At 71.5% G+C, this 12,594-nt stretch carries 12 protein-coding genes and 2 riboswitches; of the genes, 6 read left to right on the top strand and 6 right to left on the bottom strand.

Going from position 1 to position 12,594, the window contains the following annotated elements; all coding sequences use genetic code 11:
- Positions 1 to 122: 122 nt before the first annotated feature.
- Positions 123 to 587: a peptide-methionine (R)-S-oxide reductase MsrB gene (gene msrB / locus ABZ570_RS21855; RefSeq protein WP_358066469.1), complete on the bottom strand. Its 465-nt coding sequence runs from the start codon at positions 585 to 587 to the stop codon at positions 123 to 125.
- A 302-nt stretch (positions 588 to 889) separates the two neighbouring features.
- Between msrB and ABZ570_RS21860 the strand changes: the two genes are divergently transcribed.
- Positions 890 to 1,663: a maleylpyruvate isomerase N-terminal domain-containing protein gene (locus tag ABZ570_RS21860; RefSeq protein ID WP_358066472.1), complete on the top strand. Its 774-nt coding sequence runs from the start codon at positions 890 to 892 to the stop codon at positions 1,661 to 1,663.
- A 211-nt stretch (positions 1,664 to 1,874) separates the two neighbouring features.
- On the opposite strand, the gene ABZ570_RS21865 is transcribed toward ABZ570_RS21860, so the two are convergent.
- Positions 1,875 to 2,147 (bottom strand): IS3 family transposase, encoded by a 273-nt coding sequence (locus tag ABZ570_RS21865; RefSeq protein ID WP_358066475.1) that lies wholly within the window; start codon positions 2,145 to 2,147, stop codon positions 1,875 to 1,877.
- A gap of 282 nt (positions 2,148 to 2,429) precedes the next feature.
- Positions 2,430 to 2,605, top strand: a riboswitch (cobalamin riboswitch).
- A gap of 30 nt (positions 2,606 to 2,635) precedes the next feature.
- Between ABZ570_RS21865 and ABZ570_RS21870 the strand changes: the two genes are divergently transcribed.
- The 5 genes from ABZ570_RS21870 to ABZ570_RS21890 all read left to right on the top strand — a co-directional run bounded on the left by ABZ570_RS21870 (position 2,636) and on the right by ABZ570_RS21890 (position 7,399).
- A complete protein-coding gene (locus tag ABZ570_RS21870) occupies positions 2,636 to 3,622 on the top strand; it encodes an ABC transporter substrate-binding protein (protein WP_358066478.1) in 987 nt (328 codons plus the stop codon).
- A 56-nt stretch (positions 3,623 to 3,678) separates the two neighbouring features.
- Complete coding sequence (locus ABZ570_RS21875; protein ID WP_358066560.1) at positions 3,679 to 4,683, top strand: iron chelate uptake ABC transporter family permease subunit; 1,005 nt, start codon at positions 3,679 to 3,681, stop codon at positions 4,681 to 4,683.
- A complete protein-coding gene (locus ABZ570_RS21880; protein WP_358066481.1) occupies positions 4,683 to 5,444 on the top strand; it encodes an ATP-binding cassette domain-containing protein in 762 nt (253 codons plus the stop codon). The genes ABZ570_RS21875 and ABZ570_RS21880 overlap by 1 nt, the downstream gene beginning before the upstream one ends.
- Positions 5,441 to 6,139 carry a (2Fe-2S) ferredoxin domain-containing protein gene (locus ABZ570_RS21885; protein WP_358066484.1) on the top strand — a complete coding sequence of 233 codons (699 nt, stop codon included), beginning with the start codon at positions 5,441 to 5,443 and terminating at the stop codon, positions 6,137 to 6,139. The genes ABZ570_RS21880 and ABZ570_RS21885 overlap by 4 nt, the downstream gene beginning before the upstream one ends.
- Before the next feature lie 423 nt (positions 6,140 to 6,562).
- Positions 6,563 to 7,399 (top strand): cobalt-precorrin-6A reductase, encoded by an 837-nt coding sequence (locus ABZ570_RS21890; protein ID WP_358066487.1) that lies wholly within the window; start codon positions 6,563 to 6,565, stop codon positions 7,397 to 7,399.
- Here the strand turns inward: ABZ570_RS21890 and ABZ570_RS21895 are convergent.
- From ABZ570_RS21895 to ABZ570_RS21910, 4 genes are all read right to left on the bottom strand, one after another.
- Entirely contained in the window at positions 7,387 to 8,901 is a 1,515-nt protein-coding gene (locus tag ABZ570_RS21895; RefSeq protein ID WP_358066490.1) for a precorrin-2 C(20)-methyltransferase, read from the bottom strand. The two genes, ABZ570_RS21890 and ABZ570_RS21895, sit on opposite strands and share 13 nt — an antisense overlap.
- On the bottom strand, positions 8,898 to 10,430 hold the full coding sequence (gene iscB, locus ABZ570_RS21900; RefSeq protein ID WP_358066493.1) for an RNA-guided endonuclease IscB: 1,533 nt from the start codon (positions 10,428 to 10,430) through the stop codon (positions 8,898 to 8,900). Before iscB ends, ABZ570_RS21895 begins: the two co-directional genes overlap by 4 nt.
- A 121-nt stretch (positions 10,431 to 10,551) precedes the next feature.
- Positions 10,552 to 11,181 carry a precorrin-8X methylmutase gene (locus tag ABZ570_RS21905; RefSeq protein WP_358066496.1) on the bottom strand — a complete coding sequence of 210 codons (630 nt, stop codon included), beginning with the start codon at positions 11,179 to 11,181 and terminating at the stop codon, positions 10,552 to 10,554.
- Positions 11,178 to 12,380: a precorrin-3B synthase gene (locus tag ABZ570_RS21910; RefSeq protein ID WP_358066499.1), complete on the bottom strand. Its 1,203-nt coding sequence runs from the start codon at positions 12,378 to 12,380 to the stop codon at positions 11,178 to 11,180. Before ABZ570_RS21910 ends, ABZ570_RS21905 begins: the two co-directional genes overlap by 4 nt.
- A 68-nt stretch (positions 12,381 to 12,448) precedes the next feature.
- A riboswitch (cobalamin riboswitch) is annotated at positions 12,449 to 12,531 on the top strand.
- Positions 12,532 to 12,594: the final 63 nt, after the last annotated feature.

Here is a 12,594-nt window from a genome sequence, read left to right on the forward strand (position 1 = left end):
CGGCCTCACCCGTTTCTTTCGCCTCCATAGAGGCCGAAAACGTCTCGAAACTCCTGGTCAACAGCCCGCTGGCCGACTATGCAATCGCCCTGCGGCCAGGATCGCCTTCTCAGTCGTCTCGGTCATCGATGTTCCCCGTCCGGGCGCTCGAAAACTTTGCGGTACTCGCCGTAGCCTTCACGCTCGAGGTCGTCACGTGGGATGAACCGAAGCGCCGCCGAGTTCATGCAGTAACGCAGTCCGCCAGTTTCCGGGGGACCGTCGTCGAACACGTGGCCCACGTGGCTGTCCCCGTGCGCCGACCGGACCTCGGTGCCGAACGTGCCGTGGCCCGACTCTCGAACCTCGACCACGTTCTCCGATTCGATCGGCCTGGTGAAGGTCGGCCAGCCGGTGCCGCTGTCGTACTTATCGACGGAAGCGAAAAGCGGTTCGCCGGACACGACGTCGACGTAGAGCCCCGGCTCCTCGTTGTCCCAGTAGGCGTTGTTGAAGGCTGGCTCCGTCCCCGCTTCCTGGGTGACTCGGTACTGCTCCGGCGACAGCCGAGAAACTGCCTCGGGGCTCTTGCGGTACTCGTGTGACACCGTTCTTCCTCTCCGAAGGTGGGCAAGAACGCTCAACGGGCCTGCACACGCGTCTCCGGTGCGTACCCCGCCTAGAATCGACTAACCACGGGGCTGGTAAGCGGACCACGGTCAGCTTCACGCGAGGCCCGCCACCCCGCTCTTGGCCCAGATGGTAGGTCCAGTAGCGGTCGAAGTCGCCGTTGGCGAGCAGCGCGCGGAGTTTCAGGACGGCTTCGGCGCCGGCGCTCCGCCCGGCTGTCGACGCGTTCGTCCGACAAATTCGCTACCCGGCGGCCGGAGCGCAGTGATACACAACCGAGGTGCAAAACATTTTGGAGTTCCCCGAGGTCCTGCGGCTGATCGACGACCGCTCGGCCGCGTTCCGCGCCGCGATCGCGTCCGCCCCCGACCTTGACGTCCAGGTCCCGACCTGCCCGGACTGGACGCTGCGCGAACTGGCGCAGCACCTCGGCGACGGCCGCCGCCGCCAGGCCGCCATCATCGCGGCGGGCCCGGGCGCTGAGCCCCCGGCGAGGACGGACCCGAAGGGCGCCCCGACCGCGCCCCGCGACCGCGAAGCCCTGGACGCCTGGCTCGCCGAGTCGACCGAGCTCATGCTCGACGCGATTCGCGAGGCCGGCCCGGACCGCGGCTGCTGGACCTGGTGGGGCCGCTCGCAGGCCCCGGAGACCAGCGGAGCCGTGGCCCGGCACCAGATCCAGGAGATCGCCGTCCACACCTACGACGCCCAGCTCACCCAGGGGGCCGCACAGCCGCTGCCGACGGACGTCGCGGTCGAGGGCGTCGACGAGTTCCTGACGACCGTCTCGGCGACGACCGTCCCCTGGCCGTTCAAGCCGGCGACCATCGACCTGCACACGACCGAGGGCCGCTCCTGGCGCCTGACCCTCAACGCCGACGGCGTCCGCTGCGACGACCTCGCCGCCGACGCGGAGCCGGGCGACATGACGATGCGAGGCGCAGCGAGCGAACTGGTCCTCTACTTCTACGAGCGCGTCCCGCTCGACGGCCTGGAGACCACCGGCGACACCGAGCCGATGGAGCAGCTCGCAGACTGGGACCCGAACGCGTAAAACGCGCACTTGTGACGCATCTGTCGGTTGTGCGCGCGCTCCTGCGGGCGCCACTGGGTCCGGGGTTAGCGCAGGGCCTCGCGGCCGATGCGGATCACCCGACCGTGCACCTTGCGCAGGTAGGCGAGCAGTTTGCGGATGGACCAGCGGGTGAAGGGCTGGCTGAGCTTGGTCGGGCGGGTTAAGTTCCCCCGCTTTGATGGAGCGGTGGTTACCTGCTGCCGGCTGGAGCAGGGGTGGCGATAGTTGGCTCGGCTGGGTCGTGTTGACGGGTGCGCGAGGCGGCCTCGTACTCGTCGGGGCTGAGGTACCCGAGTTCCGTCTGGACGCGGCGGGTGTTGTACCAGCCGTCGATGCAGGCGAAGATCGTGTTTTCGGCCTCGTCGCGGTTGCGCCAGCTCGTGCGGTAGACGAGTTCGATCTTCAGCGTAGACCAGAGGTTTTCCATGGGTGCGTTGTCGAACGAGTCGCCGACGGAGCCCATGGAGGGCAGGATCGCGTTGTCCTGTAAGCGTTCTGAACCGCGGAACGATGTGTAGTTTCGGATTCAACCGATCGTCGCGACACCGGTGTGTTGGAGTGAGAGTAGCTGCGGGGCCGGTTCAGCAGCGAGTACAGCAGACCGGTCACCGGTCGAGCGACTTCGCTGAGCCGTTGGAGCGCGTCGTGCGTGGCTGATCGACGACACTTCACGCGAGCGAACACGGTGAACCAACGCGGTCTCCGACCATGACCTAGGCCACGGTGACGACACCGTGTGGTTTGGTTAGGGTGTCCTGGCCGTGGTGTTCGGGAAGCCGGTGTGAGACCGGTGCGGCCCTCGCCACTGTGATCGGGATGCTGGAGGCCACCGAAAAGGTCACTGGGCGCAATGCCTGGGAAGGCCGGCCGCCGGCGCACCACCCGTCAGCCAGGAGACCGGCCACGGCACCTGCACGACCCGTCCACGAGGTGCTGGAAGGTGGTCCCGCCATGCGGTCCCCGGTGTCCTGGCGCGTTGCTGCGCCGCTGTCCGTCCTGCTCGCCCTGATCAGCGGCTGCGCCGCGACCGGCGACAACAAGCCGGCCACCACGGCGCCCGCCGCGGCCGGGCCGGTCGCACTCACCAACTGCGGCACACCGGTCACGATCACAAAGCCCCCGGCGCGGGCGGTGACGCTGAACCAGTCTGCCACCGAGATCATGCTGGCGCTCGGGTTGCAGGACCGGATGGCCAGCACCGCCTACCTCGACGACCAGGTGCTGCCCGAGTACACCGCCGCGTACGCGAAGGTGCCGGTACTGGCCAAGGAGTACCCGTCGAAGGAGAAGCTGCTCGACACCGCGCCGGATTTTGTCTACGCCTCCTTCGCAAGTGCGTTCAGCGACGAGGGGGTCGGCGACCGCGCCGAGTGGCAGAAGCTGGGCGTGGCCACGTACATCTCCGCCGCCGGCTGCCCGAAAGACACGCGACCGGCGAAGCTGACGATGGATGACGTGTTCGCCGAGATCCGTGACATCGCCGGGATCTTCGGCGTAGGGGAGCGGGCCGAGACGCTGATCGCCGACCAGCAGGAGCGCATCGCGAAAGTGTCAGCGGGCGCGAAGGGCACGCGTGTGCTGTGGTGGGACGCCGGCACCGACGCGCCCAGTGCCGGCGCCTGCTGCGGCAGCCCGGCCATGATCATGTCCGCGGCCGGGGTCACCAACATCTTCGCCGACCTGAACGGCAGTTGGGCCGACACCAGCTGGGAGACCGTCGTCGAGCGTAACCCGAACGTCATCGTGCTCATCGACGCGAGCTGGGATCCCGCCGCCGCCAAGCAGGCGTTCCTCGAAAAGCACGCGACGCTCAAAGACCTGCCCGCCGTGAAGGACAAGCGGTACGTCGTCCTGGACTTCTCCTCCACCTCCGCGGGCGTGCGGAACGTGCTCGCCGTGGAGGCCCTGGCCCGGGGTGTCGGCGGGGTGGGCAACTGACCACCGCTACCGCCCAGCCGGCGCAGACCCCGGCGCGGCCGGTCCGGGCGGTGCGCATGGTGACCGTGGTGGTCGTGCTCGCGGGTTGCCTGTTGCTGTCGGTGACTGCGGCCGTGACCGTGGGGCCGGCGGACCTGTCCCTGGGCACCGTGTGGCTCGTCATCACCGACCATCTCGGCCTGACGAGCGCCGACGTGCCGCTGCTGCGCGACCACATCGTGTGGGAGCTGCGGCTGCCGAGGGTGCTGGGCGCCGCGGTGGTCGGCGCCGGGCTCGCCGCCTCCGGGGCGGTCATGCAGACCGTCACCCGCAACCCGCTCGCCGACCCGTACCTGCTGGGCGTCTCCTCCGGGGCGTCGCTGGGCGCCGTCGCCGTTCTGGTCCTCGGCCTCGGTGCGGGCACTGCGGCGCTCACCGGGGGCGCATTCGCGGGGGCGCTCGCCGCGTTCGCCGTCGTGGTCGCTGCCGCCGGCCGACGGGCGGTCCTGCGGCCGACCCGGGTGGTGCTGGCCGGCGTCGCCATCGCGCAGCTGTGCGCCGCGCTGACCTCGTTCGTGATCATCTGGGCGGCCGATCCGCACGCGACCCACAGCATCACCTTCTGGCTGTCCGGCTCGCTCGCCCGCGCCGACTGGGCCGCACTCGGGTGGGCGATGCCGGCGTTCGCGGCGGTGTTCGCCGTGATCCTCTGGTTTGCCCGGGCGCTCAACGCGTTCGCGTTCGGCGAGGAGGCCGCCGCCGCCCTCGGCGTCGACATCGGGCTTGTCCGGTGGCTGCTGCTGGTCACCACGGCGCTGCTGACCGCCGTGCTGGTCGCGATCAGCGGCGCGATCGGTTTCGTGGGGCTGATGCTGCCGCACGCCGCACGGCGGTTCACCGGCCCCGATCACCGGCGGCTGCTGCCGGTCGTCGTCCTTGCCGGAGCGATCTTCCTGATCTGGGTGGACACCGCCGCCAGGACCCTGTTCGAACCCCGTGAGCTGCCGGTGGGCGTGCTGACCGCCCTGCTCGGTGTGCCCGCGTTCGTGGTCCTGCTGCGTCGACGGGAGGGGAACGGTTGATGCTCGACATCCGTGATGTTTCGTGGTCCGTGCCGGCCGCTCGCCTCCTCGACGGCGTGACCTGCTCGGCGCCGCGCGGCAGCCTGGTCGGCCTGCTCGGTCCGAACGGGTCCGGCAAGACCACGCTGCTGCGGGTTGTCGCCGGCTTGATCGCCCCCGGGTCCGGGACCGTGACCATCGCCGGCGACGAGGTGGCCGGGCTGCCGCGGGCCGCCGCGGCGCGGCGGATGGCCCTGCTCGCCCAGTACGCCGAGACCGACCTCGACCTGACCGCGCTCGACGTGGTGCTGCTCGGCCGCACCCCGCACCGCCGGTCCCGCTGGTCCGACAGCGACACCGATCGAGCGGCCGCGGCCGACGCCCTCGAACGCGTCGACATGACCAAGTACGCCCACCGCAAGTGGCAGACGCTGTCCGGCGGGGAACGCCAACGGGTGCAGCTCGCCCGGGCCCTGGCCCAGGAGCCGCAACTGCTACTGCTCGACGAGCCCACCAACCACCTCGACATCGGCCACCAGCTGGAGCTGCTGCACCTGGTCCGCCGCAGCGGCGTCACCACCCTCGCCGCCCTGCACGACCTCAACCTGGCCGCGATGTTCTGCGACCTCGTGGTGGTGCTGCACCACGGCCGGGTCGTCGCCTCCGGACCGCCTGTCCGCGTGCTGACACCCGCGCTGCTCGCCGACGTGTACGCCGTGGACGCCGACGTCACCGTGCACGACGGGCGCCCGGTCATCACCTACCGGGCACCGGCAGCATGAACGTCCTGCTCGTCTCACGCGGGGCGACCCACCACGGCGGCCACGACGCGATCCACCGCCTCGCCGCGGCTGCCGCCGAGGCCACAGGCGTACCGGTGCGGGCATGTTTTCTCGACGGCGCCGAGCCGTCCCTGCACACAGCCCTCGATGCCGTACCGGAACATGGCGAAGTCCTGCTCGTGGCCACGCACGTACCGCCCGACCGATACCTCGACACCTGGATCCGCCGTGCCGTCGCCCACTGGCGCACCACCCGGGACCGGCAGACACGAATTCTCGTCGCCGCGCCGCTGGCGGCGCAGCCCGCACTGGTCACGGCGGTCAGCGATGCCATCACCGGCGAGCACACCACGCTCGACGGCAACCCCGGACCGTTCCGCAGCCCGGCCTGGTCACAGATCACCCACCACCGCCGGCACGTGCTGGTCTGCCGCGGGCCCCGCTGCACCGCATACGGCGCCGACCACGTCGCCGCCACCCTCGGCAAACGCCTGAAGGAGCACGGCCTCGGCGACGACGACGTCCTGGTCACCGCCACCGGCTGCCTGTTCCCGTGCAACCTCGGCCCGCTCGTGGCCGTGTATCCCGACGACACCTGGTACGAACACGTCGAGGCCGACCTCGCCGTCCGTATCACCGACGAGCACCTGCGCGATGGCATGCCGGTTGACGGCAGACGCCCACGCGACTCGTGAATGTGCAGCCATCGGCTCGATCAGGAACCGGGGGAGCGGCGTACAAAGCCACTACTGGCACGCCAGCGGACCTGCCTCATCCGCACCGTCCAGCGCCCGGATCCGCCGCTCAGGACGGTCGCGGTGAGCGGCGCGATGTCGATCCGCCAGAACGAGGCAGGTGGGGCGCCTATCACGTTCACGATCAGGGCACGGATCCCAGGTGGGTGACCGCGACGAGCGTCCGTACGGTGCCGGGCAGGGGCGCCAAGCCAACGGCCAGTGCGGTCGAGAGGTCGTGCAGAGCGCGGCGGCGGTCTGCACACAGCGCAGCTCCGGTCCGCAGCGGACCTCGTCGGCACGGGCGTTCTGCGCTCGTGGCACGATGGCCAGCTCGGACTCGCCCATTCCGGGGTTGCCCCACCACCGACGGAGGTCAACGGCATGCAGGCATCCTCGCCCGCCGGGCACGGTTCGCCGGAGTGCAGCCGATCCCCGGACCGGCACACCACCACCGGTTCAATTCCTGAGCGGCGGGTGCTCATCCTCGGCGGCACCGCCGAGGCACGGGCCCTCGCCGCCCTGCTCGTCGACCAGCCAGCGACCAGGGTGATCTCCTCACTGGCCGGGCGGGTCGCCGATCCCCGCCTACCGGTGGGTGAGGTACGTATCGGCGGGTTCGGCGGCGCCAGCGGCCTGGCGCGGTGGCTCACCACGCACCGCATTGACGCCGTCGTGGACGCGACCCACCCGTACGCGGCCCGGATGCGGGCCGCCGCGGTCGACGCCGCCGCCACCGCTGGCGTGGCCCATCTACGGCTGGAACGACCGGGCTGGACAGCCCAGCAGGGCGACCGGTGGCATCGGGTACCCGATGCCGAGGCCGCAGCGCGGATGCTGCCGGCGCTCGGGCGACGGGTGCTGTTGACCACCGGCCGACAGAGCATCTCAGCGTTCCTGCCGCTGACCGGGCTGTGGATCCTCGCTCGGGTCGTCGACGCGCCCGCGGAACCGGTCCCCGCCCATGTCCGGCTGCTGCGCAGTCGCGGCCCCTACACCCTCCAGGGCGAACTGGAGCTGATGCGTACCCACCGCATCGACGTGCTGGTGACCAAGGACAGCGGAGGCCCGCTCACGGAAGCGAAACTCGCGGCCGCACGCCGCCTCGAGCTGCCGGTGCTGATGATCGAACGGCCCGCACCGGTCGCCTCCTCGACGCCGGTTGCCACGGTCGAGGAGGCGATGCGCTGGCTGTCCGCCGTGCCGGCTCAGCCGGGATAGGTACGCGGAGTCCACACCACCGTGGACCCGTCGCCCCTCGTGCTGACCCGGGTCGTGGACGAGCCGACGATGAGCAGGCAGCGCATGTCCACCGTCTCCGGATCGAGATCGGCCAGCGTGGTGACGGTGATCGTCTCACCGGCACGACCGACGTCGCGGGCGACCACCACGGGCGTCTTCGCCTCGCGGTGGCGCGCCAGCACGTCACGGGCGACACCGACCTGCCAGCGGCGGCTGGCCGAGGCCGGGTTGTAGAGCGCCAGGACCAGGTCGGCCGCCGCGGCCGCCGCGAGCCGGGCCTCGATGACCGGCCACGGCTTGAGCCGGTCGGACAGCGACAACACCGCGAAGTCGTGACCGAGCGGAGCGCCGATCCGGCTCGCCGCGGCCTGCGCCGCGGTGAGGCCGGGCAGGACCCGCACGGGAACATCCGCGAACCGCGCGTGCGCGGTGGCCACCTCGTAGACGGCGCTGGCCATCGCGAAAACTCCAGGGTCACCGGAGGAGACGACCACCACCCGGGCGCCGGCGAGCGCGAGTTCCAACGCGTGCGCGGCCCGATCGGTCTCCACCTGGTTGCCTGAGGTGTGCCGCTGCTGGCCCGGGCGCACCGGCACGCGGTCGACGTAGGGGCCGTAACCGACCAGGTGCTCGGCCTCACGCAGCGCCCGCGCCACCTCCGGGGTCAGCCACCGGGGCCCGGCCGGGCCGAGGCCGACGACCACGACTTCCCCCACCCGCCCTGAGGTCGGGGCCGGCGGCTCGTCCCGGGCGGCGGCACTGGTCGGGCTGGGCAGCAGGGCCAGGGAGAAGTACGGCACCTCGTCAGCCGGCACCTCGGTAAGGGGGGCCTGCCGGCCGCGCTGCGAGGTGGCCCGCTCCACATACCACGTCTCGGGCAGCCGGCCGGCGTCCTCGACGGCGGCGCGGACCTTGTCGAAGGTCCGGCCCAACTTGAGCACGGCGGCGGCGTCGGTGTCGGCGAGCCGCCGGGCGAGTTCCTCGGCGGGCAGCGTACCGGGCAGGATGGTCAGCACCTCGTCGCGTTCGACCAGGGGCCGGCCGAGGACGGCGGAGGCGGCGCTGACCGACGTGACGCCGGGCACCACCTCGGCCGGGAACCGGTGGGCGAGGCGCTCGTGCAGGTACATGTAGGAGCCGTAGAACATCGGGTCCCCGGCGCAGAGCACCACGACGTCGCGGCCGGCGGCGAGATGAGCGGCCAGCCGCTCGGCACTCTCGTCGTAGAACTGGCGGATGACGCCCTCGTAGCCGGCCGGGTCATCGGTGCCCTCAGTGGTGACCGGGTAGACCAACGGCTCGTGAAGCTGCTGCTCGCGCAGCAGCCCGGCGGCGATGGTACGAGCGATGCTGCGGCCGTGCCGAGCCGAGTAGTAGGCGATCACCTCGGCGTCGGCGATCAGCCGGGCGGCCTTGACCGTCAGCAGTTCCGGGTCGCCGGGTCCGACGCCGACGCCATAGAGTGTGCCGGGCTGCGTCATCGGTGTTGCGGCGTGGACACCCGGCCGTTCAGGGCCGGGAGGAAACGCCGCTCCTCCTCTCGGGTGTAGGCCCATCCGTCGGCGCGTTGCAGCAGCCGGACGTGACGGTGATGGATGCCCTGCACAAGGGCGTGGCTGGTGCGGATGTTGAAGCTTCCGGTGGTTCGCACAGCGACCCGGCCAGTGTGCCGGCCCTTGTTCTTGCCGGCGGGTACGACAGCGTGCACCAGGTCGCCGGTTTGGAATCCGTACACCGATTTACTCCTTGGCATCCGCAGCCTGGGAAATCCGTATCGGTCGCAGCGTGTGCGGGCGTACGAGCCGCGGCTGGTCGCGGTGGCGACCAGTACCCGCCCCGGGCAGGACCTCACGGTGGTGATGGTCCCGACGTGTAGGGCGTCGAGGGTGTGGGTTTTCGGCGCGCCGGTCTGGTGCCGGTTCCACTTGGTGCGCCCGCCGGTGGCTACCTCCACCGGCAGGCCGGTGGCGGCCAGCGCTTGCCACAGCGCCCGCCGGGTTGCCGACACGGCCGCAGCGTCTCGCAGCGGCAGTTGCGCTTGGCGTCGGATCCGGGCCAGCACAGCGGGCCGGTCCGCGAGGAAGACGTCGACTGACATGACGTCCTTTGCCTGGTTGCACGGGACGCAGGCCAGGGTCAGGTTCGACACCCGGTCCGAGCCGCCCCGCGAGCGCGGCACGATGTGGTCGATGTTCAGCGGCATCCCGGCCACGCCGCAGTAGGCGCACTCGCGGCCCCACTTTGCCAGCAGATACTCACGGACCTCGTAGCCGTGCAGGGTGCCGTGCTGGTACTCGACCCCGGCGATGTTCGGGTTCTGCAACAGTTGCGTGTCGAACGCGACCCGCTCCACGTGCAGGCCGGTCACGGGGGCCCACCGGCGCAGCCGATCGACCCAGGACATGGTGTTGTCGATCCGGTGCCGCAGCGACGGCGCCAACCACCCGTCCGGCTTGCGGCGGTTGAGGAACCGGGGTGCCCGGTAGCGCAGGTTCCGCGACCGGCGACCACGCCGGAACACGGCGCGGGCGGTCAGCTTGTCACGGATCTGCCCGCCCCGATGGCGGACTTCGATCGCGAACAGGCCGGTCCGAACTGTGTTGTCGGCGCGGAAGACGGCGATACCGGTGAACTTCGAACCCGGGTCGACGCCGATCTCCACCCCGTCCACCTGCGAGGAGGCGACCTCGCGGTCTTTGAGCCGGATCACGAACGGGGTGTGCCGGTGCACCACCGCCCGTCCGGAGGCGAGCAGCTTCCGAGCGCGGGCCGGGGAACACGGCTGCAACGGACGATGGTGCCGGTCAACAACGAACACCACCGGATGGGTGTGGGCCTCACGGCCCGCTCCGGTTCCCGCCGAAGCGGGTTCCGGGTGACGCCGGCTCACGCCGGTCTCCCCTCGCCCATGTCGCACACCGGCTGCCTTGCGGCGTCCGTGTCCCGTTTCGTGGCTACTCGGGGCCGTGTCTGCTGACACGGATTCCAGAGTCCGGGGCTGAGGAAGCACCCGGAGTGGGTCTGCACACCTGTGTACAACGTAGTCACCTCCCTTTCAGAGGTTCCTAGGGCTGGTCAACCACCCCGACGAACCAAGCAAGCTCGGTCCCTCAGGGCCGAGAAGTTGACCGTCACTCCACCTCGCTCGCGATGCCGTTCACGGCCGCCGCGGTGACGGCGCTGCCGCCACGACGCCTGTGCACGACCAGGTACGGGATCCCCGCCGGGTGGGCGGCGAGGGCCTGCTTGGATTCGGCCGCGCCGATGAACCCGACGGGCACCCCCACGATGGCGGCCGGTCGGCCGGCGCCCTCGTCGATCATCTCGAGCAGCCGGAACAGCGATGTGGGGGCGTTGCCGATCGCCACCACCGCGCCGTCGAGCTGGTCCCGCCACAACTGCATGGCGGCGGCACTGCGGGTGGTGCCGAGACTGCGGGCCAGGTCCGGCACCGCCGGGTCGCGCAGTGTGCAGAGGACGTCGTTGTCGGCGGGCAGCCGGCTGCGGGTGATCCCGGCGGCGACCATCGCCGCGTCGCAGAGCACCGGCGCGCCCGCTGTCAGCGCCGCGTGGCCTGCGGCGACCACCTCGGGGTGCGCGTCGACGTCGTCGACCAGGTCGACCATGCCGCAGGCGTGGATCATCCGGACCACCACGCGGGACACGTCGGCGGGGAACCGGGACAGGTCGGCCTCGGCGCGGATGGTGGCGAACGAGCGGCGGTAGATCTCCGCGCCGTCGCGGACGTAGTCGTAACTCATCGTGTTCTCCGTGCCTGTGCCACCCGCTCGGGCAGCGGGCCGTGATGATCATCCCCCCGGGGACCCGCGACACGGTAACCGGTGCTGGTGGCCACGGCGACGGCGGCCGGGCCGGCCGGCCGGCCGCAGCAGCGGTCACAGCCGGCCCAGTGCAGCGGCAGGGCACCGGCGGCGGGCGGGTCGGCGGCGGTGAGGGCGGCCGCCGCGTCGGCGCGCACGTCGGCCAGGGCGCTGCCGCAACCGGGCCGGCCGGTGCAGGCGGTCACCCCCACCCAGGGTGATGCCGGATCGACGACGAGCCCGACCTCGGCCAGCCGGGGCGCCGCCACCCTGGACGGCCCAGGCACGACGATCGTGCGCCACGGGGTCACCACCACAGGCCCGTCGGCCAGGGCCGCCACGGCATGCGCCTGCTCGGTGGTGAGCCGGCCGAACCGCGCCGCCGCGACGACGAAGCCGTCCGGGTGCGGGCCGACCTGGGGCGGCCCGCCGCGCGGCGGGTCGACCGGGTCGGCGTGCGGACCGTCCAGCGCGGCGAGGATCGCCGTGAACGCGTCCGGCAGGTCTGCGATGCGCCACACGTCTCGCCGGCCGCCGCGCTGCTCGAGGAACGCCCGTAAGGCGACGACCATCGCCTCGGCGACCTTGTCGGCGCCGGTCCGTAGCCCGACGTCCCGCCCGGCCAGCAGCAACGCGCCACTGCCGGCCGTCCAGCACAGATCGGCGCCGAGAGCGACGACGTCGCCCCGGCCGTCGTCGAGGGCGATCAGGAAACGGCCGCTGAGCTCGGCGAGGTCGTCGGCAGCGCAGAGTGCGGCATCGACGGCCGCAACCACCGGACGGACGTCGATGCGTCCGCTTCCGTCCAGGCCGCTCAGGGGCGAGGCGACGATGTTGCGGACCCGATCGTGGGTGGCGCTGGGCAACAACCCCGACTCCATCAGGACGGAGGCGATCCGGTCGACGGCGTGGGGGTCGGGGATACCGCGCAACTGCACGTTCCCTCGGGAGGTCAGCTCCAGCGCGCCGTCGGCGTCGCGGCCGGCCGCTATGGCCAGGGAACGCAGTTGCGGGCCGCTGAGCCGACCCCCGGGGACGCGGATCCGCACCAGCAACCCGTCGGCGGCCTGGTGGGCCCGCAGCACTCCGGGGCAGCGGTCGCCGCCGGAGCGGTCGGACGGGGAGGAGACAGCGGGCACCGGCTCATCGTAGAGTCGGGGCCTCGGCGCAGATCTTGTGCCGAGATCAGCATCACGCGGTCGGCGTGGAGGAACCCGGTGCGAGTCCGGGGCGGTCCCGCCACTGTCACCGGCTCGGCACACCAGATGCCGGGTCGGGAGCCAGACACTCCGGTCGGCCGCGACCGACGACCACGGGCGCGGACCCGGGGGAGGAGTCAACCATGCCCGGTCT

Source organism: Micromonospora sp. NPDC007271, assembly GCF_040634005.1.
In the GTDB taxonomy this organism is placed as follows: domain Bacteria; phylum Actinomycetota; class Actinomycetes; order Mycobacteriales; family Micromonosporaceae; genus Micromonospora.

Excerpts from the sequence above, each read along its gene's own strand:
- ABZ570_RS21890 (WP_358066487.1), top strand. The coding sequence starts at position 6,563 with ATGCAGGCATCCTCGCCCGCCGGGCACGGTTCGCCGGAGTGCAGCCGA.
- ABZ570_RS21895 (WP_358066490.1), bottom strand. The coding sequence starts at position 8,901 with ATGACGCAGCCCGGCACACTCTATGGCGTCGGCGTCGGACCCGGCGAC.
- ABZ570_RS21870 (WP_358066478.1), top strand. The coding sequence starts at position 2,636 with ATGCGGTCCCCGGTGTCCTGGCGCGTTGCTGCGCCGCTGTCCGTCCTG.
- ABZ570_RS21865 (WP_358066475.1), bottom strand. The coding sequence starts at position 2,147 with ATGGGCTCCGTCGGCGACTCGTTCGACAACGCACCCATGGAAAACCTC.
- ABZ570_RS21880 (WP_358066481.1), top strand. The coding sequence starts at position 4,683 with ATGCTCGACATCCGTGATGTTTCGTGGTCCGTGCCGGCCGCTCGCCTC.
- ABZ570_RS21905 (WP_358066496.1), bottom strand. The coding sequence starts at position 11,181 with ATGAGTTACGACTACGTCCGCGACGGCGCGGAGATCTACCGCCGCTCG.
- ABZ570_RS21885 (WP_358066484.1), top strand. The coding sequence starts at position 5,441 with ATGAACGTCCTGCTCGTCTCACGCGGGGCGACCCACCACGGCGGCCAC.
- ABZ570_RS21875 (WP_358066560.1), top strand. The coding sequence starts at position 3,679 with ATGGTGACCGTGGTGGTCGTGCTCGCGGGTTGCCTGTTGCTGTCGGTG.